The organism is Dyadobacter alkalitolerans DSM 23607, assembly GCF_000428845.1.
GTDB classification, from domain to species: Bacteria; Bacteroidota; Bacteroidia; order Cytophagales; family Spirosomataceae; genus Dyadobacter; species Dyadobacter alkalitolerans.
In genome coordinates, this window is sequence record NZ_AUAS01000016.1 from 102,780 (window position 1) to 124,690 (window position 21,911).

Annotated in this window: 23 protein-coding genes and 1 pseudogene; 14 read left to right on the forward strand and 10 right to left on the reverse strand. The window is 44.5% G+C overall.

Going from position 1 to position 21,911, the window contains the following annotated elements:
• The first annotated feature begins 1 nt into the window (after nt 1).
• The 7 genes from G395_RS0123215 (at nt 2) to G395_RS0123245 (ending at nt 6,415) form a co-directional block, all read left to right on the forward strand.
• Nucleotides 2-949: a glycosyltransferase family 2 protein gene (locus G395_RS0123215; RefSeq protein ID WP_026632255.1), complete on the forward strand. Its 948-nt coding sequence runs from the start codon at nt 2-4 to the stop codon at nt 947-949.
• Nucleotides 939-2,096, forward strand: coding sequence for a glycosyltransferase (locus G395_RS0123220; protein ID WP_026632256.1), 1,158 nt, complete (start codon nt 939-941; stop codon nt 2,094-2,096). The genes G395_RS0123215 and G395_RS0123220 overlap by 11 nt, the downstream gene beginning before the upstream one ends.
• Nucleotides 2,083-3,144 carry a glycosyltransferase family 2 protein gene (locus G395_RS31275; RefSeq protein ID WP_051350330.1) on the forward strand — a complete coding sequence of 354 codons (1,062 nt, stop codon included), beginning with the start codon at nt 2,083-2,085 and terminating at the stop codon, nt 3,142-3,144. The genes G395_RS0123220 and G395_RS31275 overlap by 14 nt, the downstream gene beginning before the upstream one ends.
• Nucleotides 3,145-3,176: 32 nt before the next feature.
• The gene (locus G395_RS0123230; protein ID WP_026632257.1) at nt 3,177-3,704 is read left to right on the forward strand and encodes a serine acetyltransferase; all 528 of its coding nucleotides are present in this window, start codon (nt 3,177-3,179) and stop codon (nt 3,702-3,704) included.
• Nucleotides 3,701-4,825, forward strand: coding sequence for a glycosyltransferase family 4 protein (locus G395_RS30110; RefSeq protein ID WP_051350331.1), 1,125 nt, complete (start codon nt 3,701-3,703; stop codon nt 4,823-4,825). The genes G395_RS0123230 and G395_RS30110 overlap by 4 nt, the downstream gene beginning before the upstream one ends.
• 51 nt (nt 4,826-4,876) lie before the next feature.
• Complete coding sequence (locus G395_RS0123240; protein ID WP_026632258.1) at nt 4,877-5,317, forward strand: glycosyltransferase family protein; 441 nt, start codon at nt 4,877-4,879, stop codon at nt 5,315-5,317.
• Nucleotides 5,318-5,401: 84 nt separating this feature from the next.
• Nucleotides 5,402-6,415 carry an acyltransferase family protein gene (locus G395_RS0123245; RefSeq protein ID WP_026632259.1) on the forward strand — a complete coding sequence of 338 codons (1,014 nt, stop codon included), beginning with the start codon at nt 5,402-5,404 and terminating at the stop codon, nt 6,413-6,415.
• Between the two features lie 30 nt (nt 6,416-6,445).
• On the opposite strand, the gene G395_RS31280 is transcribed toward G395_RS0123245, so the two are convergent.
• The 3 genes from G395_RS31280 to G395_RS30120 all read right to left on the reverse strand — a co-directional run bounded on the left by G395_RS31280 (nt 6,446) and on the right by G395_RS30120 (nt 11,933).
• Nucleotides 6,446-7,648 (reverse strand): T9SS type A sorting domain-containing protein, encoded by a 1,203-nt coding sequence (locus G395_RS31280; protein ID WP_026632260.1) that lies wholly within the window; start codon nt 7,646-7,648, stop codon nt 6,446-6,448.
• A 116-nt stretch (nt 7,649-7,764) separates the two neighbouring features.
• Nucleotides 7,765-8,454: a hypothetical protein gene (locus G395_RS0123255; protein WP_035361914.1), complete on the reverse strand. Its 690-nt coding sequence runs from the start codon at nt 8,452-8,454 to the stop codon at nt 7,765-7,767.
• A gap of 164 nt (nt 8,455-8,618) precedes the next feature.
• Nucleotides 8,619-11,933, reverse strand: a complete 3,315-nt coding sequence (locus G395_RS30120; RefSeq protein ID WP_051350332.1) for a response regulator — start codon at nt 11,931-11,933, stop codon at nt 8,619-8,621.
• A 237-nt stretch (nt 11,934-12,170) separates the two neighbouring features.
• On the opposite strand from G395_RS30120, the gene G395_RS0123265 reads away from it, so the two are divergent.
• The gene (locus G395_RS0123265) at nt 12,171-12,677 is read left to right on the forward strand and encodes an RNA polymerase sigma factor (RefSeq protein ID WP_026632262.1); all 507 of its coding nucleotides are present in this window, start codon (nt 12,171-12,173) and stop codon (nt 12,675-12,677) included.
• 4 nt (nt 12,678-12,681) lie between these two features.
• Complete coding sequence (locus G395_RS0123270) at nt 12,682-13,326, forward strand: hypothetical protein (protein ID WP_026632263.1); 645 nt, start codon at nt 12,682-12,684, stop codon at nt 13,324-13,326.
• 15 nt (nt 13,327-13,341) lie between these two features.
• Here the strand turns inward: G395_RS0123270 and G395_RS30125 are convergent, their stop codons facing one another.
• The 6 genes from G395_RS30125 to G395_RS0123300 form a co-directional block, all read right to left on the reverse strand.
• The gene (locus tag G395_RS30125) at nt 13,342-14,079 is read right to left on the reverse strand and encodes a pseudouridine synthase (RefSeq protein WP_051350333.1); all 738 of its coding nucleotides are present in this window, start codon (nt 14,077-14,079) and stop codon (nt 13,342-13,344) included.
• Nucleotides 14,080-14,811 (reverse strand): class I SAM-dependent methyltransferase, encoded by a 732-nt coding sequence (locus G395_RS0123280; RefSeq protein ID WP_026632264.1) that lies wholly within the window; start codon nt 14,809-14,811, stop codon nt 14,080-14,082.
• Between the two features lie 31 nt (nt 14,812-14,842).
• Complete coding sequence (locus tag G395_RS0123285; RefSeq protein WP_026632265.1) at nt 14,843-15,508, reverse strand: DUF1361 domain-containing protein; 666 nt, start codon at nt 15,506-15,508, stop codon at nt 14,843-14,845.
• Between the two features lie 227 nt (nt 15,509-15,735).
• Nucleotides 15,736-17,010, reverse strand: coding sequence for a DEAD/DEAH box helicase (locus G395_RS30130; RefSeq protein WP_084439791.1), 1,275 nt, complete (start codon nt 17,008-17,010; stop codon nt 15,736-15,738).
• A 186-nt stretch (nt 17,011-17,196) separates the two neighbouring features.
• Nucleotides 17,197-17,664 carry a YdeI/OmpD-associated family protein gene (locus G395_RS0123295; protein ID WP_026632266.1) on the reverse strand — a complete coding sequence of 156 codons (468 nt, stop codon included), beginning with the start codon at nt 17,662-17,664 and terminating at the stop codon, nt 17,197-17,199.
• A 25-nt stretch (nt 17,665-17,689) separates the two neighbouring features.
• The gene (locus G395_RS0123300; protein WP_026632267.1) at nt 17,690-18,331 is read right to left on the reverse strand and encodes a 3-keto-disaccharide hydrolase; all 642 of its coding nucleotides are present in this window, start codon (nt 18,329-18,331) and stop codon (nt 17,690-17,692) included.
• Nucleotides 18,332-18,487: 156 nt separating this feature from the next.
• Between G395_RS0123300 and G395_RS33005 the strand changes: the two genes are divergently transcribed.
• The 5 genes and pseudogenes from G395_RS33005 (at nt 18,488) to G395_RS33025 (ending at nt 20,253) form a co-directional block, all read left to right on the forward strand.
• Entirely contained in the window at nt 18,488-18,799 is a 312-nt protein-coding gene (locus G395_RS33005) for a hypothetical protein (RefSeq protein ID WP_026632268.1), read from the forward strand.
• Nucleotides 18,800-19,104: 305 nt separating this feature from the next.
• On the forward strand, nt 19,105-19,395 hold the full coding sequence (locus tag G395_RS33010; RefSeq protein WP_310588918.1) for a hypothetical protein: 291 nt from the start codon (nt 19,105-19,107) through the stop codon (nt 19,393-19,395).
• A 261-nt stretch (nt 19,396-19,656) separates the two neighbouring features.
• Nucleotides 19,657-19,881, forward strand: coding sequence for a hypothetical protein (locus G395_RS33015; RefSeq protein WP_310588919.1), 225 nt, complete (start codon nt 19,657-19,659; stop codon nt 19,879-19,881).
• Nucleotides 19,841-19,963: pseudogene (locus G395_RS33020) on the forward strand (hypothetical protein); the annotation flags it as partial. The gene G395_RS33015 and the pseudogene G395_RS33020, both read left to right, overlap by 41 nt.
• A gap of 98 nt (nt 19,964-20,061) precedes the next feature.
• Nucleotides 20,062-20,253 carry a hypothetical protein gene (locus tag G395_RS33025; RefSeq protein WP_026632271.1) on the forward strand — a complete coding sequence of 64 codons (192 nt, stop codon included), beginning with the start codon at nt 20,062-20,064 and terminating at the stop codon, nt 20,251-20,253.
• A gap of 74 nt (nt 20,254-20,327) precedes the next feature.
• On the opposite strand, the gene G395_RS0123325 is transcribed toward G395_RS33025, so the two are convergent.
• Nucleotides 20,328-21,911: T9SS type A sorting domain-containing protein (locus tag G395_RS0123325; protein ID WP_026632272.1), on the reverse strand; the 1,584-nt coding region annotated here is incomplete at its 5' end.

Genomic DNA, 21,911 nt, shown 5'->3' on the forward strand with positions numbered 1-21,911 from the left:
AATGAAATTCAGCATTGGTATCCCCGCATATAAAACGGTGTTCTTCCAGGAGTGCATTGACAGCGTACTCAGCCAAGACTTCACTGACTTTGAGCTCATCATCGTTGATGACAATTCGCCCAACGACATTGAATCCTTTGTCAGAAAGTACGATTCTGATAAAATCCGATATTTCAGAAATGAAAAAAACTTCGGGGCTTTACACGTTGTAGATAACTGGAACAAGTGTTTGTCGCTGGCGCAGGGAGAATTCTTCGTACTGCTGGGTGATGATGACAGAATGCGCCCCAACTATCTTTCAGAATTCGCGCGCCTTATAAGCAAGTATCCCGATTGTGGCGTATATCATTGTCGTTCTGTGATTATCAATGAGAATTCAGAGCCTGTTAGCCTCACGGAGACACGTCCTGAATTTGAAAGCGTATACGATGCCATTCTTCAACGTATAATGGGAAACCGTCATTTTTTCATTTCGGATTATGTTTACCGCACCAGCACTTTGAAAAGCAATGGTGGATTTTATAAGCTTCCACTCGCCTGGGCCTCTGACGACATCTCCTCTTACATTGGTTCCATGCAAAATGGCATTGCTCATACCAATGAGCCTGTTTTTGAATATCGTTTAAATACACATTCCATCTCCTCAAACGGAAGCCTGTACAACAAACTGGCAGCGATCAAAGGCGAGGAAGAGTGGCTCAATACATTTTTGCAAAAAGAACCACAACATGCCGTGGATGTGATTTTACGAGAGAATATCAAGAACCAGATGAAGGTCTTTATCCAAAAAAAGAAAATACAGACCATTTGCGATTCAAACGCAAACAATCTGATTTCGCTTGTTAAATGGCGTTTAAAGGATACTGCAAAGCACCTGTCCTTTCAGGAATTCTGCTACGCTTTGATTTTAAGTCTTAAAGAAAAAAGAAAATACCAGTATGCTTCCTAAACTCAAAGCTCAAAACGCAAAACGCAAGATCACCTGGGTTACGCCCGATTATTTTGTCGACTGCGATTTTAACATCGACATCTTCAAGCACATTCTGAACACATTTGATGTGCACTGGATCGTATTGCTTCCTGCAAAAAATGCCCGGTTTTCCGAAGTTGATTTCCAGGAGCTGATGAAACTGGATGGACTGCGCATTGAATTCCTGTATTCGTCTTACAGACAACGTGATCCGCGGAGACTGGGTTACTATCTGAATTTGCTCAGAAAGATCAATCGGGACGGCTCGGATATCAATTATTTCAACTGCGTGCCTGATCCTTATTCTATGCCGCTATTTTGGCTTTTAAATAAAAACAGGACCATCTTCTGTGCCCATGATGGCGAGGTGACAGGCGCATTTAATTTTGCAGCAATCACTAAAATTGCTTTCAAGTATTCCTATTCCTTTGCCCGGTTTGTCAATATGTTTTCAAAGTCACAAGCCGGCAAGTTCAAAATAAATTATCCTCAGTCAGAGATATTTACCACCTATCTCGCGCTAAAATCCTTTGGAGCCTACAAGCCCATTGATACAGACCAGGATAAAATTACATTCCTGTCTTTCGGAGTAATTAATTACAGTAAAAATATTGAGTTGCTCATCGAGGCGGCATGCAACATTTACGAGCAGGGATATGATAATTTCAAAATCTCCATTAACGGCTCTTGTGCAAACTGGGAATACTATCAATCTTTCATACGCTATCCTGAACTGTTTGAATGCCAGATTCGCATGATTGATAATGGTGAGATCCCAGCCCTTTTCAGCAATGCATCTTATTTTGTTCAGCCCTACCGGCAGGTCTCTCAGAGTGGTGCAATGAAGGTTGCATTTTATTATAACCTGCCCGTGCTGGCCTCAGACTTCCCCGGTTTCAGAGATGAGGTGGTTGAAGGTGTAAATGGATATCTTTTCGATCCCTCAGATGTTAAAAATCTGGAAAAATTAATGATTGACAGGTTAGAGAACCACAACCGGGACTATGGACAGCTCAGAAGTAAGATGCAAGAACATATCACCCGCCGCTACGCCAACAAGGAATTGGCTCAGAATTATATCAGCATGTTTAACCAGGTAATCAATTCGTCACATGCAGCTGCCTGAAATTTCAGTAATTATGCCCGTCTATAACGGCGCCAGCTTCCTCAAAGATGCCATTGAAAGCATCCTGAATCAGACATTCAGCAATTTTGAATTCATCATTATTAATGATGGCAGCACCGATAATACGGAGCAGATCATCCAATCCTATCAGGATGAGCGGATTGTATATGTAAAAAACCCTTTTAATCTAAGGTTGATTAAAACCTTGAACCTGGGTGTAAAAATGGCACGGGGTAACTTTATTGCCCGAATGGACGCCGATGACATTTCGCTGCCCCAGAGGCTTTCAAGGCAAAAAGCTGCTTTCGATGCCGATCCGCAAATCGACATCGTCAATATCAACGCTTTTTATATGCAGGAAAGTGGCATCTATTTCCGGCAGCAAAAGTCGACGATTACATTGGGGCCCGAGGCAATCAAGCATCTGAGTATTCTTCAGAATTTCATTTCACATCCCGGAGTCATGCTTAAAAGCAAGCTATTGAAGCACTACCAATACTGTGATGAAGAATCCAGAGAACACATTGAGGACTTTGATCTTTGGAACAGGATGTTACAAGACGGCTGTGTTTGCCATACCATTGATGAATGTTTGCTGTATTATCGCGATACCAATTCCAGCATCAATCATACGCAAAAGGACAGACAGTTGAGCAGAATGTTTGCATTGAGCTCGGGATTGCTTCAATCCAGATTTGACTTCCAGATCGAGCCCGACAATCTCAAATGGCTGCTCGGTCAGGCTCGCGCAGTCGACTACGGAATGCTTAAAAGGATCAACACGCAGATACAGGATTACTTCTCAACAGTCAATAATAGTGAGCCCTTATCAAAGGCTGCCTATACCGAAATGAGTGTCTGGAGAAAGCAAAAAATCGTCGTGCTGAGCTTGCGGTCACTAGGGTATTGCAACATGGTTCAAAAAGCGCAGGTGTTAGCTTATCTAATTTGCCACATCAATTGGTTTGCACATAAACAGCTGCTAGCCTTTGTAGGGAGGATCGCTTATCCAAAATATCAAAAACGGATAGCCAGCCAACACATTTAGACCTCAAACTTGCTCAACAGTTCAACATTACCATGGCCAATATCTATAATTTTATCACGCAGGATTTTTCGGAAAATGCTGTAAACACCAAGGGCAGGATTTTCGGCTTATTTTTCAGATTGGCCAACTTCCAGACCCGTAACATACTACTTCGGATTGTGTTGGTGCCAATCCGGACATTTTATAAAATATGCTTCGAATGGATTATCGGCATTGAAATCCCTTCCGTTGTCACCATCGGAGCAGGATTGAGGGTCTACCACTTTCCGGGAATTGTTATCCATCGTGATGTTAAAATCGGCAAAAACTGCACGCTGCGCCAGGCAACAACAATCGGAAATAAAACCGATAACGGCGGATGTCCTGTCATCGGAAACAATGTCAATATCGGCGCCAATGTCTGCATATTGGGCGATATAGTAATTGGTGATCATGTAACGATCGGCGCTGGATCTGTGGTCGTTAAAAGTATTCCTGCCCATTCAGTAGTGGCGGGAAACCCGGCAAGGGTTATAAAAAATACGAATATCAATCAAAAAATATACGAGGAAGTACTATGAACTTACCTATATCTTTCAAAAATGTGCTGCATGTTGGGCCTAATTACATCCGCCACAAAGGCGGGATGGGTGCAGTAATCGAAACCTATAAAAACAATATCCCAGATTTCGGTTTCATTGCATCCTACGAAGGAAACTACGGTTCAATTGCCAACATTCCGTTTTTCTTTCTTTCATTTTTCAGAATCTTGCTCAGACTCTCTACCAACCGGAAGATAAGCGTGGTTCATGTGCACGGGGCCTCATTTGGCAGTTTTTATCGCAAGTACATGATATTCCTTCTCAGCAAATATATTTTCAATAAACAATTTGTCTACCACCTGCACGCTGCCGAATACCATACATTCTATCAGGAAACTAATGGTTTTGCCAAGCGTCTGATCCAGCATTTAATCAATGATGCTGACTGTATTATCGTTCTTTCCGAGAGCTGGGCAAACTTTATAAATAAAGAGTTCAGCCCTAAAAAGGTAGTGGTTTTGCACAATCCGGTAGAAATACCGCTTAGAAAGCAAAAGGCGCGGAATGCTGATTTTACAACAACCTCCTTTCTGTTTCTGGGAAGAATCGGTGACCGAAAAGGAATATTCGATTTGCTTTCGGTGATTAGTAAGAATAAAGATGAGTATCAAGGGAAACTGTCGCTGACAATTGGCGGGGACGGTGAAGTTGAGCGATTGAAAACTTACCTGAAAGATCACGATCTTGATCAAATCTGCAAGTATGTGGGCTGGGTGGATGGTAACATGAAAAAAGATCTGTTACAGGCTTGTGACGTTCTGGCACTGCCTTCCTACAATGAAGGATTGCCGATTGCGATTCTGGAAGCCATGAGCTATGGTAAACCAATCCTTACCACCCATGTCGGTGGGATTCCGGAGGTGGTCAAGGATGGCATCAATGGCTACGTCATCACGCCAGGCGATAAAGTTGCCATGGAAGCTGGTGTAGACAAGCTCATCAACAACAAGTCCCTTCAAGAGCTTATGGGTCGCCAATCATTGAAATTAATAGACAGCTATGATATTCATACAGTCACCAAACGACTCCAAGCCATCTATGAGGACCTGCCTGCCGATACAATCCGCGCGCAGGTGGCCACAAGCAGCGAAATTATCTAACACTTGAATTATAACTTTTTAACCCTTCCATAACCATCTAACTTTCCAATTATGAAAATTGCAGCAATCTCCTCAGGCGGCGGACACTGGATCGAACTACAACGCATCGCACCAGCATTTGAAGACCACGATGTATTCTATATCTCCACGCATAAGAACTTGGGTGATACCGTACAAGGGCATAAGTTCTATACGATCCCGGATGCAAGCCGCTGGAATAAATTCAAATTACTTATGGTAGCTTTTCGCGTGATGAAACTGATGGTATTTACAAGACCTGACATCGTCATTTCAACTGGCGCGGCACCGGGTGTATTTGGCATTCTGGCCGGAAAATTACTGGGAGCAAAAACGATATGGCTGGATAGTATTGCCAATGTAGAACATATCTCCCTAAGTGGCCGGCTTGCTATTCACATCGCTGACCGCGTATACACGCAGTGGCCCACACTTGCCGATAAAAAGATTATATATGCCGGCAATGTACTCTGATGAAATGAGCGATTATCAGTGCAAATAGTGTTTCCATTTTGAACAGCCCAAAATCTTGAATTTTTGAGCAACTTCAGTAATATCATGCAAAAACATCAGGCATTTTTAGCCTATGGGCGCGGATTTGCGATTACCACAATTGTGTGTTTTCATTTTCTGCAACCCATGAGCCTGCCCGCTTTTATGGCCAGTGCCATTAACCTGGGGGGAGCAGGCGTACACTTCTTCTTTTTTGCCTCAGGTTACGGCCTTATGAACAGCCGATATAATAGTGTCGCGAATTTTTTCAAAGCCCGGTTCAACCGGGTAGTAAAACCCTATTATTTCATTATTACGGCGATATTTTTGTTAAATATCCCGCTCAATTTATACAATGATGGCTGGCAAAGCTACCTAAGCCACATTCTGCTCTACAAAATGTTCACTTCCGACATTTCAAGTTTTGGCGGGCATTTCTGGTATATCTCTACCCTATTGCAGTTTTATTTAGTCTTTCCTGTCCTAAGACACTTAGTCGATAAAACAAAGCCTGCAACTGCTGTGCTGGTTTCCACATTGATCTCGCTGATCTATAGTGGCTGGGTGGTATATATCGGTCAAACGGAAACCAGACAGCTGAATAGCTTTTTCCTTCAATTTTTATGGGAATTTGTTGTGGGAATGGTAATCTGCAAAACCGGTTCCCTGGAAAGAATCATTTCAAAACCATTGTGGCTATACGCGGTCATTACTGTGGTAGCCACCATCGTAACAGGTCTGCTAGTGACGTATTTTGGATCCGTAGGCAAAATGTATAATGATTCCTTTTCTTTCCTTGCCTACTTAGGGATATGTATCATATGCTACCGAATCAGATTGTTTTCCAATATCCTCTTCTATTTGGATAGCATTTCCCTTCCGCTCTATCTGACGCACGTATTTGTGATCAGCTTCTATATTGCCAAGATATCGATTGATAACCAGATTCATTATCTGGACTTGCCGGTATTACTAGTATTGGCATTGGTTGTAGCCGTGATAGTCAACTACTTAACCAGTAAGAAAACAGTTAAATCTGTAACGCTCGCCAAAAGTAGCCGGGATGCTCAAAATGCTTAGGCAGAAATCGTAAGGGATCTGGATAAATAGCTACCGCTCAACCGCAACCTTATGACTCTCAGACATCCCGTTTTTGTCAGTTAGCAATAGTATATAGATGCCCCGGGGAATACTTGATACGGAGATGCCATCGGAAATGTTGGTAAAACTGGAAACCACGGCGCCTCTGTGGTCGACAAGAGCAGCATTTTTAAGCTGGTTTAGCGCAACACCTGCTAAAAATACCTTATCAGAGGCAGGATTGGGATAAACAGAAATTTGTGATCCAACATTAAATCTGATTTCCCTGATTTGACTATAAGCATAGGAAGAGTCCGTATCAATCATTTTTAAGCGATAATAGCTGCTGCCATCCAAAGGACGTTCGTCCTTGAATTGGTAGTTTTTGTTGTAAATTTCACCGGATGCAATATCTGGTGAAATAGCAACTTTGCCAATCGAAGCCCAGCTCTTGCCGTTTGCGCTGCGCTCTACAAGGAAGTGACTTGCATTTAGCTCAGAGGCAGTGGACCATTCCAAGAGAGCAGCCTTTTCGATTACCTTCGCATGAAAGCTGGCCAGCACAACGGGAAGGGCACCCTCGCCAAGTGCTCCGAGAGCATATGCAGAATAGTCATCGGGTACCAAAGACGCGTTTGCAGTGATTGAGCCTGTTGCCAGGGAGCTGGTTTCACCTGAGATAGAGACATTGTCAACGCTTGATGGGATTCTTAGCCATTTGCCTGCTTTCCATCCAACAATGGTTAGTTTGCTCAAATCTTCGTTGTTCAATAGATTCCCGATCTGACTATCACTGTTCCAAGTCAGTGTTAATTTTGTATTTCCTTTGCCGGCAATATCCCAAAATTCCAATTTACTTACCGCGCTGACATCATTATCCCTGGATGAGGTTGAAAAAGGTCCCTTAGCTGGCAGCTCGCTAGATTGCATTCCAGGATCTGACTGAAAGTACGCACCCGTTATTTCGTCGGCCGCTGCTTTGAAGGGCCTTAGCTTACCGTTATCCCCGACCGGAAAAATGAATTCGTCGCCCCCCTTTTTTCTTACATAACCATCAATAAAATTCCCCTCGCCCAGCAAACCCGAAATAACCTCTTTACCAAACGTGACCCTGCCGATTTCCGGACCACGTTTGGTAGAAATGCCTGAGGCCTGCTGGCTGAAAGCGTTCCGGTAAGAGCAACTAAAAAGGCAAATTAGCAGGTATGTGATGCAGACGCCAGTTCTGAGCATATATGTTCGATAAGCTTGTAGATTGAAACATTTTCAATATACAATACTTTCAAACTAATATTCAAACATTTTCTACACAACTCGCTATTTATGCATAATCCGCTATCTAACTACCTCTATTTACCTTCCTCATCGTCAGCAGCGTCGGCATGCGTTTCGGCTTCGTAGCTATCAGCATATTTGATTTCATCGAGCCAGTATGATGAACTGACGATTTCATAGGTGACCGATGTCTCACTTTGGGAAACCTGCTTTAATTGCCAGATGATATCCTTGGCTTCTTCAAATTGGCTACTTTCAATCTGGTCAGAAAACAGACGATGGATCAGGCTCCTGTCGGACATGCCGGCAGCAAGTATACGAACGATCGGTGCTTCGGGATTTTCATTAAAAATACTGATGTCTCCGCTTATTTGAATCGTAAACTGGACTGCTTCTACGCGTGGGAACTTGCCGTTAAAAGCTTCGTATAGCAGCTGCGTGGAGCGGTAAAGATCCGGATGCAAGGCTAGCTCCGGGTATTCTTCCCAAAGTTTTTCAGTTAAGATCTCATGGGATAGATTTTGGATCTGGCCCTCGGTCAGCCGCCCGGCGATGGTGTAATCCAAAACAATTTTTGCCGCCTCTTCCGGCTCAAAATCAGTCAGCGACATCATGCACATTTCCTTCAACTCAGCTTCCTTTATTTCGTTGGGATTTTGGTAATCCATTGCCTCCAAGAGGTTCACCAAATCATTTTTTTCCCAGGATCCAGGCAATTCCTGAATGTGCTCAAAAGACAAAACTTCTACTTTAAATTTACTCATCCCGTTAATTAGATTAATACGAAAGCAATACTGTTGCGCTATATTCGATATTAGCGATATAGACGCTAATATCATATATACTAAACTCGGGCCAATGCCATGAGATTCCTTAAATATTGGTCAGTGAAGCAGTATTGAGAATGCAATTATTGCTTGCATTCGTTCTATTTGGAATGATCGTTCAAATCTAAAAACCGCGCAAATACCTGCCAAATTGTATTTTGGACAAATGGTTTGGCCACGAAATCGTCCATACCGGCTTCAAGACATCGTTCTTTTTCTCCGATCACATTTCCGGCAGTCAAAGCGACAATGGGCACTTTATCAGCACCCGGCAGCTTCCTGATCTGCGAAGTTGCCTCATGACCATTCATCAGCGGCATCTGAATGTCCATAAAGATCAAATCCGGTAACTGCTTCTGACACAGCGCCAATGCTTCCAGGCCGTTGGCCGCTTCCCATATCGTTGCATTCGCTGCAAGCTTTTTAATGACGGTTTTGGCAAGGATCATATTAATAAGATGATCCTCGGCAACAAGAATGTTAAGCGCTTTGGAAGTAAAACCCTGTTCCTCAGCCGCAGCGGGAGTTTGCTGCTGAGGTTCGTCAGGCGACAAATTGGCAAGTGAAAGCGCTATATTCCCCAATTTAATGGGTTTCATCAACCGCGAGTTAATATGCGCCTCCTGGGATGCGCGAAGAACGACTGCGTCATCTGCCGAGCTGTTAAGTAAAATGATAGGAAGCTGAGCGGCCGAAAATGTCTGCCGGATCCGGCGAACCGTTTCCAGCCCATCCATATCGAGCATGTGATAATCTATTAACACAACATTATAAGCTGGATCAGCCGAAAGTATATCCAATGCCTGCGCTCCATTCCCAGCTTGATCTGATTTGATTCCCAGCTGGTCCAGCATTCGTTCTATCAGCTGGCGACTTTTCGTATTATCGTCAACGATCAGCACCCGGTCAATGTTGGTGATGGCCTCGTTTGGAATGGAATCTCCGCGCTCTGACCTCATGGTTAGATCAAAATATAGCGTGCTGCCAACCCCAACGGCACTATCCAAATGAAGGCTGCTGCCCATGAGGGCCAGAAGCTGATTAGAGATCGTTAGCCCTAACCCGGTTCCTCCATACCGCTTCGTTGTCGAACCGTCTTCCTGTAAAAAGGCTTCAAATATTTTGACCTTCTTTTCTTCTCGGATGCCGATGCCTGTATCACGCACAATAAAGCGGCACGTAATCTTATCGTCATTTTCCGGGCGGTAGTCCAGAATCTCAATTTTAAGCTCAATTTCTCCGCATTCGGTAAATTTGGCCGCATTACTTAATAAATTTATTAACACCTGTTTCAGTCTGATATCATCCACCCACACATACTGCGGCAGACAAGCCGGAATATCCAGTAGCATTTCAAGTCCTTTATTTTGTACCTGAAACGAAATAATGTCGGCGGTTTGCGCTGCTATTTCATAGATATCATATTTGTCAATATCCAGTTCGAGCTTACCCGCTTCAATTTTAGAAAAATCCAGAATATCATTGATAATGCTCAGCAATGTGTTGGCAGATTGGTGAACGAAGCTCAGATATTGCTTCTGCGTATCGCTCATATGCGTTTTAAGAACCAGGTCTGTAAAGCCGATTACGCCATTCAGGGGCGTTCGTATCTCATGGCTCATGTTGGCCAAAAACTCTGACTTGGCCATATTGGCCTGTTCAGCGAGATGGCGGGCCGTTTTCAGTTCCTGCCGGTGCAGCTCCATTTCCGTAACATCCTGAATAAGCGTTATAATGCCTCCAATGGCGCCATCAAACTGAAACCAGGGCCAGACTTCCCACGTCAGATACCGGTCATGGCTCCATCCATCCGGTCGGGATACTTGCTCTCCACGCAGCATGCGTTTGCCTGCAAGGGCCTGTTGGTGTATATCCTTCCACTCCTGCTCCGTATCGGTAAAGACATCGTAATGACTTATGCCGATAATATCTTGGCTACGCAATCCATATTCCTGTTCCCACTTACGACTTACGGCCAAATACCGGATATCATTGTCGAGCATGGCCACAACGGCAGGAATGTGCTCAACAAATGCCAACAGGCGCGCCTGCTGCATGCTAAGCTGCTCTTTGGTATGCTCAACCTGCAATGCTGTTTTTTTCTTCTCATCAATGTCCTGAACCGTCCCGTAAAGCTTTTTACATTTCCCTTGTCGGAATTCTGCATTGACAACGAGCCGCACCCATCGCTCTTCGTGTTTACCGGTTACAATCTGAACTTCTATGTCCTTAGCCGTGCCATGATTGGTGGCATCCGCTATGGCCATTATCACCTTTTCCCTGCTCTCCCCTGCTTTATAAAGGTTCAATACATTATCAATATTGAGCTTCAAATCAGGATCCTGCTGGTAGATTTTGCTAGCCAGATCAGACCAGTAAAGTTCTTTTTCATTCAAATTGTATTCCCATCCTCCTATCCCTGCTATCAGGCTGGTCTGCATGAGCATTTGCTGTGTTCGCAGCAGTTCTTTGGCCTGATTATGCATTTGGGTAATGTCTATGCAGTTACCCACAACATAACCATGTCCATTTCCGTCCATAACCAGTGCGTTGCGATAACTCCAAATAACCTGACGCCCGTCCTTATGCACGGTTGTCATCAAACCGCTGGATTTGCCCAAATGCGTGATCTGCTGGAAGTAATCCTGTAAGCCTTGCCGGTGTTTCATCGGGGTCACATCCAGCAAATTCATTTTCAAAAACTCCTCGACGGTATATCCCAAAAGATCCGCCCCAACAGAGTTAACGGCAGTAAAGTTGCCATCCAGATCATGGGTGCACATGAGCCCCTGAGAGCTCTCAAAAAATGATTTTAGTTTTTCTTCGCTGCTCGTTTTCTCTTTAATAAAGGCGTTATCATTGCCCTGCCGCTGTATGCCAGCCTGCATGCGTTCTTTATGATATGTTACCAGGGCCATAACCTGGGAAGCAATCAGTCGCAGCGCCTTGCTTTGAACCTCGGTAAGTTTTCGGACTTTATCATCCAGCACACAGATCGCGCCCAATGGGTAGCCTGAGGAATCTGTAAGTGGGTAGCCTGCGTAAAAACGAAGGTCAGGTTGTTCATTCAGTAGGTCGTTGCCCCGAAAGCGATCATCCAGGCTAACATCTTCGATTTCAAAAACCGAATCTTGCAGGATGGTATACTGACAAAAAGAGGCTCTGCGATCAATTTCGCTTAAATGGGTTCCTCGGCTGGACTTGATCCAAAGCCTTTTTTGATCAATAAATGTGATGATGCACACTGGCGCGTCGCACGCCAGGCAAGCCAGATCTGCAAGACCGTCAAACTCTTCCTGCCCTGCCGTATCCAGAATTGAATAGCCTAGCAGTGTCCTCAATCTTCTCTGTTCCCAAACAGAAAGCGGAACGGCGTCGCTTTTTTCGACTTCAACTTCATGTACCTCTTCATTCATTTATAAAAATACAATTAGTTTTAGTTTGAATACAATTATTTTGATCTGTCGAGTAGCAATTTATATAGAAATATAGGCAAGCAAGTTATAAGCTTACAGGACCAAGTGCTATTGCTCGTGTCGCTCCAGACATTTTAAATGTTAAAAATTAATGTAATTCTGTGATTTAATTGTTGGTGCTGCGAATAATTGTCTGAACCCGCACTGTTTCCCAAGCGATAACACTAAAAAATCCTCATGCAGCCCTCTGACAAAGACAACTTCCTGAATATGCTTGAGGACAACAAGGGGATCATTTTTAAAGTGGCCAATGCGTATTGTAAGGACAGGGAAAATAGGAAGGACCTTTTGCAGGAAATTATCGTACAGCTCTGGCAAGCTTATCCCAAATACGATGCGGAGTTTAAGATAACTACCTGGATATACCGCATTGCATTGAACGTTTCGATCTCGTTTTACCGGAAACAGTCAAGCCGAAATAAACGTAATCAGCCGCTAACTGAGGAGATTATTAGCTTCATCGCCACGGACGAACAGGTGGATCCGGATTCGGAACTTTCCATGCTTCACCGCTTTATCCGGCAGCTGAATGATTTTGACCGTGCACTTATCCTGCTCTATCTGGAAGATCGCAGCCATCAGGAGATTGCCGATATCCTGGGCATAACTCCTTCAAATGTTTCAACCAAAGTTTTCCGCATTAAAGAGCAGCTCAAACAAAAATTTGCAACATTAAAACCCTAAGCATATGCATCAGTCAGAATTGATCGCCTTGTGGCGTTCCTATGATCAGAAACTCGAAGAAAACCTGGTTTTAAACCGGCAGAATGCCAGTGCCATTACGCTGATCAAAATCAAGTCGTTGGTGAGCTCGATGGTTCCCATGAAGCTTTTTATAGTCATGGCCAGCTTGATATGGATCGCATTCCTGAGCGCTGTGCTGTATCAAACCTACGCCTACGCCAGCCCGTTTTTCTGGTTTTCGATCGCTACGCATGCCGTGCTTTTGACAATTGTGATCGCAATCTATATTTACCAGCTTGCATTGATCTATCAAACAGACCTGGGCGAGCCCCTGCTAACAACACAGTTCCGATTGGCGAAGTTAAAAAGCTCTACGCTATGGATATACAAGCTGATGTTTCTGCATGCACCTGTCTGGACGACTTTCAGCATCCAGCAAAAAATGTTTGCCAACCAAGGATGGTTAACCGCCCAGGTGATTGTAACATTAATTTTTTTGGTGGCGGCCCTATGGCTTTTTTTCAATATCAAATATGAAAATCGGGATAAGAAGTGGTTTAAACTGCTTTTTAGGGGCAAGGATTGGGATCCTATGGTAAGGTCTTTGGAGATGCTTAGGGAAATAGAGCGGTTTAATGTTGGGAAGTGAAGTCTGAGGTAGCGTTTAGCTTATTAGATCATCCGGTTCTTGAATGTGCTGGCTCCGGAACGATAGCTTTTGGCAAACTTCCAGAAAATCTGGTTGGAAGTTAGCATGGATTCGCAGCTCCCCGGTTTTGTTGGGCACCTGAAATTCTATTTCTGACGCATGCAGAATCATTGTACTCATCCCTAACTCCTCCTTAAAATACCGGTTCTGCTTGTTACATCCATGCGGCCTGTCGCCGATTATGGGGTGGAAAATGTGGGCCATGTGTTTGCGCAGCTGGTGCATGCGGCCGGTGGTGGGTTTCAGCTCGACCAGAGAATAGCGGGAAGTCGGGTGCTTTCCGATGGCGAAATTGACTTCTGTTCTTTGCAGGGTGCGTAGTGAGGTGAAGGCTTCCTGGATGGTGCCGTCTTCTTTTTTTAAGGGGTAATCAATGTCAAGCTGATCGGGCGTGTAGCCTCTGACAATGGCATGATAGGTTTTTTCAACTTTGCCTTCCTGAAACTGTTGCTGCATCAGGCTGTTCATTTCTTCGTTCAATGCAAAGAGCAATACGCCGGAAGTTTTTCGGTCGAGACGGTGAACGGGATATACTTTTTGGCCGAGCTGGTCCCTGAGTATCTGGACAGCGAAGACGTCTGCATCTGCTGCAATGGGTGAGCGGTGGACGAGCAGTCCGTTTGGTTTATTGATCGCTACGAGATCAGCGTCCTGATAAAGGATTTGAAGGGGTGAATGTGTCGGCTCTGTCACTTAAAATATGGAGAGATCCTTCTCAGTTTTCTCTGTCAGCACCGCATAAGCATTGGGCTTGATGCCCATCAGATATGGAAAGAGCCGCAAAACGAAATGTTTGATTTTTGTAAGATAAAAACCTGAGGGATTGTTTTTATAAAGCGGCTTGATCACTTCGTCATCATAAAGATGGCAAATGTCCTTTTTGATCTGAAAGTTCTCAGACATCAGCAGGAACCGGAGTAATGCAGGCGTGTAAATATTAATGTGCCCGTAGGATAGGAAATGCTTGACTTTTTTATCTACATAAAAAGAAAAATCAATGGGCACTTCAAAAATCTGATATTTAGAAACGCGTTTAATCTCCCTTAAAAGGATGCGCTCATGCTCAACATGCTCCAAGACATGCGAACAGATAACCAGATCAAAATGATTGTCAGGATATGGAATTTGGTATCCATCAAAAAGCAGGACGTCGTTCAAATGCTTGATTTGCTTGGACTTGATTAAGCCAATGCCACTTTCAGAAATTTCAACGCAGTTTAGATCCTTGCAGAAATCCCACTGGGAAAGCCAGTTCAGGATACTTCCCTCCCCTGCGCCTACTTCTAGCACATTTTTGAAGTTAATGTGTTTGGAAAGTGCTACAATGTTACGCGCCTTGTATTTGGCCCCGGTGTTGCGCCAGGAAACGGAGTCATCATTATATTGTGACGAATAAGAGTCCTTAACGTTATCGGATATCTGCATATCAAAGTGACATTGATTTCATGACTAAATCCTACTCCACTGCCTGATTCTTCTTGCTATACCTGATCCGGAAACGCACGATGACCCAAAGCACCAGATATAAAATCCCGAGTAGCATACCAATTTCCATACTGAAAACCCAGGCGGTCCGGTCCATCGCGCTTTCTATCAGGTTGTTCAGGATAGCCCTTGGATCATGGATAATATCCCAGCTGTTCATGCGCCTCACCCTTCCCAGGTAAACCCCAAAACCGGCCAGCGGAAGGCTTAATAAAAGGAATGTAATGCTTACACGCCGGGAAAAAACACGGCGCCAGGAGCGGTGAATCCAATATAGCGACACCAAACCATTGAAAAGGCTTACTTCTGCGTAAAAGAAGAGCATAATTACATCATGCCAAGTCAGATCTCGGTGGTAATCAACGGTTAAGTGAGCCAGATCCGTGATCATATAAGGCGCATTCGGAAAAAATGCAAGCCAGAGCGTGGTTAAAACGATCAGCGTTAATGGAATGCTGCCGAAGCGTTTTGTGAAATTATCGGCCAGGAAGGCAGTGATCAGCGGAATCCAGCTTAAAAACAAATTCCAGTCCATTGAAAAGTCAACGGGGGAATTAAAGAAAATACGGATAAGGTGAAAAAATACAGCAACCAGACTCAACAGCAAAAGCAACAGCAGTGAGAACAGGCCTTCCATTGATACAATGGGCGGATCTGTGACGCTGAACCTATGGTTCCTTATCCAATCTATCAAACGGTCCAATAGTACGGTATTTTAGTTTAATCATGACGACTTAAAAATTAAGCAAATGAAAGGCAAAAAAGGCATAACACATTTATATCATTCTTATCCTTAAAATAAAAATTGATATAGTTATATCCTTCGTCGCTTTTGCTGCGTCATTTTCGACAAACGCTGACAGGCTATGCCCGAGTAGGATTTTTGGTTTCTTTATTAGGTTTACGTCTTTTAGGTCTTCCCGAAGGTTTATGAGCAGGCTTGCTGCCTGGCCCCGGCTTGCGACCACCGGATGGCCTTGCACGCCGTGGCTCAAATACAGGCGCATCTCCAAGGCCCAAATCCTGGGTTATAGATTGCTTTTCAAGTTCCTTTTCGAAAAGCCTTTCAATCTTCATTACGTATTTCTGATCTTGCTCATTGATAAACGTGATCGCCGTGCCCTTCGTTTCTGCACGGGCTGTCCGACCAATACGGTGAACGTAATCTTCCGGATCGCGGGGCACATCGTAATTAACGACATGGCTCAGGTTATCAATATCAATCCCGCGTGAAAGTACGTCTGTTGCTACAAGCACCGGAAATTGTCTGTTCTTGAAATCCCTTAATACAATTTCACGGTCTGCCTGCTCGGAATCAGATGAGATTCCTCTTGCCGCCAGACCAAGCTTTCGCAACGCCCGCACGATCGGCTCGACCGTAGATTTGCGCGAAGTAAACAGCACCATACTCGTATTTTCCACTTTACTAAGCAAGTGCAATAGTAATGGCAGTTTCTGTTCGTCCTTTGCCATATAGAACTGCTGATCGATCCGGTCAACGGGACGCGAAACGGCAAGTCTTATTTCCTCAGGGTTTTGCAAGATCCGTTTCGCCAGGTCTCCGATTTTTGGCGGCATTGTCGCTGAGAACATGAGCGTTTGTCTTTTTGCCGGCAAAAAGCTCATAATCTTCAAGATATCGCTCAGAAAACCCATGTCCAGCATCCTGTCTGCTTCGTCCAGCACCAGGTGTTTTACATTTCCAAAGGTCACATATCCTAACTGCAAGTGTGCGATGAGCCTTCCCGGAGTTGCTATAATGATATCTGCTCCCTGCGTTAATGCTTTCTTCTGCTGGTCCCATTCCGGACCCTTGTTACCACCATAAACCGCAATACTGGTTGCGCCAACGAAGTAACCCAGTCCCTGGATCTGCTGATCAATTTGCACAGCGAGCTCGCGCGTTGGCACGAGGATCAATGCGCCAGTGTTCCCGTTATTTTCGTGGGCAACCTTATCAAGGATCGGGATCAGATATGCGGCTGTTTTACCTGTACCCGTTTGGGCGCAGGCGAGCAGGTCTTTGCCGCCAAGAATGTAAGGGATTGCTTGCTCCTGAATAGGTGTTGCCTGCTGGTAGTTCATGGAATCCACGGCGTTGAGCACGTCTTCGTGGAGTTCAAATTCATTGAAATTCAAAATTCAGCTTGTAAAGTCCATAGGTTTAAGTGTCTACGGACGCGTTAAAAAAAGAGCTGACTTCAATATTTCCCAGTCAGCAAACCGCTTGATTTGAACAAATATAAAAAATATCCGGCTGAAAATGAAAACATGGAGTGAGATAGGGGTTGCTATCGCAACATCAGTTGCAAACAAATGAAGAAGCTACTTCACTTTTAACCGATTGATCATCATTATCGCCCGGTCGATACGCACCTGAACCGATTTCGCGCCTGCAACATAATAAATGATGGCGCGCTGATGGCTGGGCAGGGATTCATCAAAGAGCCGTTTCCCCACCTCATCCATTTCCAGCAGCTCCTGCAACTCTTCCGGCACATCGCGGCCAAACTCACTGTCATCTGGCCTGACTTCCGCATGCAACTTCTGTCCCAGCACCAATTTTCCCTGTTGCCTGAGCGGCGTTCCTATATTAATGTAGAAACCTCCCCCACCCTTCGGCCGGATCGCACATTGAAAATCGACATGACCATTCAACAAGCACCTGACCCGGGCAGGCTTGCGCCCCTGTACAAACTGCACGGCCACTTCATCAGGTACGACCATATAAAATTCGCCTCCCTTTTTTGGGAGGCGATCTAATATTGATTCAAAACGGACAACATTTTCCATGTTGCAATGTGAAGTTTTACAGGATTTATTCTGTCAACGGACGCACCATAATGTCCTTATAAAGCACAACACTTTTAGGATCATGCGCCTGCAAAGCAAATGTTCCGGCTTTAAGGAATTTGTTTTTCATATCCCCCTCTCTCTTGTCCACATCGGTTTCCTCGTAATCTACAACCACCTTATCATTGATCTTAATGGTAATATGCTTGCCCTCCACCTTGATGTATTCCGTATACCACTCACCATCCTTCACATATGTTTCCTTCACATCAACAACATTGTACAAACTGCCTGTGCGCTTGTAATCTGTATGTGACTGATTCACCTGCACTTCATAACCCTGGGCAGGCCAGCCATCTTCCTGATAAGCGGTATGGATAAAAATCCCAGAATTCGCACCCGGTTTAGTCATCACCGTTGCTTTGAATTCAAAATTCTTAAACATGTGGTTTTTAACAGGGCCATCGTAGAACAAGTGCGCTCTGGGGCCGGCTACTTGAATGTTTCCGTCTACGATGGTGAAGGAGGAAGAGTTAGCGCCGATTTTCCAGCCGTCGAAGTTTTTGCCGTTGAAGAGGGTGATCCAGCCGTCCTGGGCGGAGGCGGGGAATTGGAGGCTGAGGCTCACGACGAGCACTATGAACAAATTATTAAATGTTTTTTTCATAAGGATGAAATTCTCTGTGTAGTTGGGCGATATAAACTCTTTTACATGTAAATCAGATTTGATAAAAAACTACTCTTCCCTTAAAAATTAAACCCGCCTCGTTGATAATGTAAGAAGACTCGTTAGTTGCTATCTTCATTATACGAAACGGACTGAATGAAGAATCCATATATCCCTGCTTGCCACAGCCCTGGCGATGCCCGCGAGCAAAGAAGAAAATACGTCCTCGTGTATGCAATGTTCGTCATGGCGAATCTGGTCTTGGCCGCTCATCCCTTGTTCTATGGCTCGTTTGTACTGTCCATCCAAAAAGACCCTGCCAGTGTACTCGACAGTACGTGGATTTATGCAGGAGCCTATGTTTTACTGACGTTAAACGAGTGGGCATTTCACGGACCCGCCCGCATTATGGAGCAGAAACTGGCATTCGATCTGATCAAAAATTTTCTTGATGAGATGTACCATTAGGCGCTGCACCTGCCTATCAGCTGGCACCAGGACCATCGCAGCGGCTCGACCATTAACCACATCAGGAAAGCGTACGAAGCGCTTAAAGAGTTTTTTCAAAATGGGTTTATGTTCTTGCATGCCTTTGCAAAATTCATAACTTCATTCATAGCGATTGTTTAGTTCTCACCGCTTCTCGGATCGATTGGAGTTTTGATCGGAATCATTAATGTCTGGGTAATATTCAAATTTGACAAACCGTTTATCAAAGCACTGGATGAAACAAACGAGAAGGAGCATGTTGTGTCTTCAACGCTTTTGACAGTTTGTCTAATAATATTACAGTCATTACACTCCGCCGCGAGAAGAAAATGAAGGTAAGCTTGATGAGCAAAGTGGATGAGGTTTATCTTCCTTACATTAAATCTCTTATTATAAACGAATGGAAATGCTTTACTGCTGGCATGTTTATTGCGCTCATTTATGTAGTGGTAACAATCGGCTATATTTATCAAAATTATTATCCCAGCCAAGTGTTTCTTGTGGGCGGCCTGGTTACGCTGCTCAGTTATGTCAATCAGTTTACCAGTGTCTTTCAAGACATTGCCTGGCAATAAACGGAAATCTTTCGCTACAACACCGAAGTGCAAACGGCAAGATCAATCTCCGAAACATACAAAAAGCAACACAGGTCAGATGCCGCTGAGACACTGTCGCATAACTGGCGCGAAATAGCGAACAGCAATTTGAATTTTTCTTATGGACAAGTTTATGATAAAGACAAACAGGCGCACAGCCTGCGTGGCTTGAATCTTAGAATTCAATAAAGACAACGGATTGCATTCATAAGGAAAAGTGGAAATGGAAAGAGCACGCTTCTGGCATTATTACGCGGACTTGACAATCCTAAGACTGGGACAAAAGTGCTGGTCAACAAGTTATATTCGGCGCATATGCAAATGATCGCAGACCAAATCACACTCTTCCCGCAAGATCCGGAGATTTTTGAAAACACCATTGAATACAACATTACGCTTGGGCGCCTTTCAGTCAGGAAGAGTCATGCAGGTATGTCAAACCGCCCATTTTACCGAAGTGATTGAAAAACTCCCCAACGGACTTCAATTCAATATTCAAGGAAAAGGCGTAAACCTTTCCGGCGGACAAAAACAAAGGCTGGCGCTAGCAAGGGGCATTCTAGCGGCCCGCAGCAGCGAAATTGTTCTCCTCGATGAACCGACCAGCAGCGTAGATCCAAAGACCGAATCGCAGATTTACGACAAATGTTCGAAGAGGCTAAAGACAAAGCCGTCCTCACAACCCTGCACCGGCTGCACTTGCTTGCAAAATTCGATTACGTATATATTTTGCGTAATGGGCGTTTGGTGGACGAAGGGACGTTTGTGGATCTGCGGGGCAGGAATGGTGTTTTTCAGGAATTGTGGAAGCATCAGGAGGTGATGGTGGGGCGGTGATGGTAAACTTAACATCACTGCCCCACCTTTTTTGCAGTCTGGAAAATACTAGATTGGATTATGACGCTTCAGGTTTATTTTGCAAGAACAAGCCGCTTAACTTCCATATGATTGCCAGATATTATTTTCAATAAGTAGACGCCGTCTGCATGTTGACTGAGATCGAAGGGCACATCAGCTCGTTCTCCTGTTCCTTTTAGCACCTGTCTCCAAACCTGCCTACCCAATATATTTATAACAGTCAATTCAGCGGAAGCATTACTTTCCAAAAAGTAACTTGCAATGATCTTACCTCTCGTTGGGTTTGGTGCCACAACCAGATCAATTGTTAAATCCGTCTGCCTACTTTGTTTTATCACAAAATCTGGCATCTCCTGAATTGGCTCCTCCATCGTAACAATGCGTGCAGATGAAGGACAAGTGATTGCCTTTGGCGATCCGCCTAAGATATAATTGCTATTTTTGACACGAACACTAAGTTGATGAGGCTGCCCATCTTTAAGGATAGCCGGCAATGCGAAATGGAAACCGTAATTGCCTGTCCCAAAGCCAGCCGCTTTAACATCAAGTCTGCTGGTACTCGCAACCATAGATGCAAGTGATACGTTACTCTCAATCAACTCAACAGTCACAGTTGCGTCTGGATAGCTTTTATCCCACACCCAACCTTTAACATTGCCGCAATCGGCTACCTCCATGTTTCCAAAGTACTGGGAAACAGCGGGACAATTAATTTCCCTTGCTGATCCCGGCAAAGTGTAATTGCTTCCCTTTATTCGCATGCTTACCTGGTGTGGCTTGCCGTCCCTCAATGTCGCAGGCGTTGAAAAGCTAAATCCGTAATTACCGCTACCCTTGCCAGTGTCCTTAATATCTGACCGGAAACCATTGGCTACTACCGTCGCATGTACCACACTACCTTCAACAAGTTCAACAGTCATTGTAGAAGCCGGATGATTCTTATCCCAAGCCCAACCCTTCGTTAAGCTACAGTCAGCCGTTTCAAGAATACCTTCAAATAGCTCAGAATTGCAAGTTAAACTCTTCGGCGAACCAATTAGTTGATAACCATTTGCTTTAACTCTAACACTCAATTGATGTGGAAGACCGTCCTTCAACACATCCGGAAGTGTAAAATTGTAGCCATAATTCCCTGTACCCTTACCAGCAGCTTTGATATCGGATCGATAAGAATTAGCAATTAAGGTTGCGTACACAGTAGCCCCCTCGACCAGTTCTAAGGTTAGAGCAGCCTCAGGATAGTTTTTATCCCACACCCAGCCACGGACACTGCTACAATCGGCTGATTCCAAGCGTCCGTCATATAGCGATGGCACTGCGCAAGTAACTGTCTGTAATCCGGGCAGCACATAGCTGTCGCCTTTTACCCGCACGCTCAGCTCATGTGCCTTCCCATCTTTGAGGGCCGCAGGGAAAGCAAAGCTGAAACCGTAGTTGCCACTGCCCTTGCCCAGGTCCTTGAGGTCTGAACGGTAGGTGTTGGCTACCATGCTGGCAAGTACCGTGCTGCCTTCCAAAAGCTCGACCGTCATGGCCGTATTCGGGTGGTTCTTGTCCCATAACCAGCCCTTGACCTGATTGCAATCTGCCGTTTCCAGGCTGCCTTCATATAATTGTGAGTAGCACGTAACAGTCTT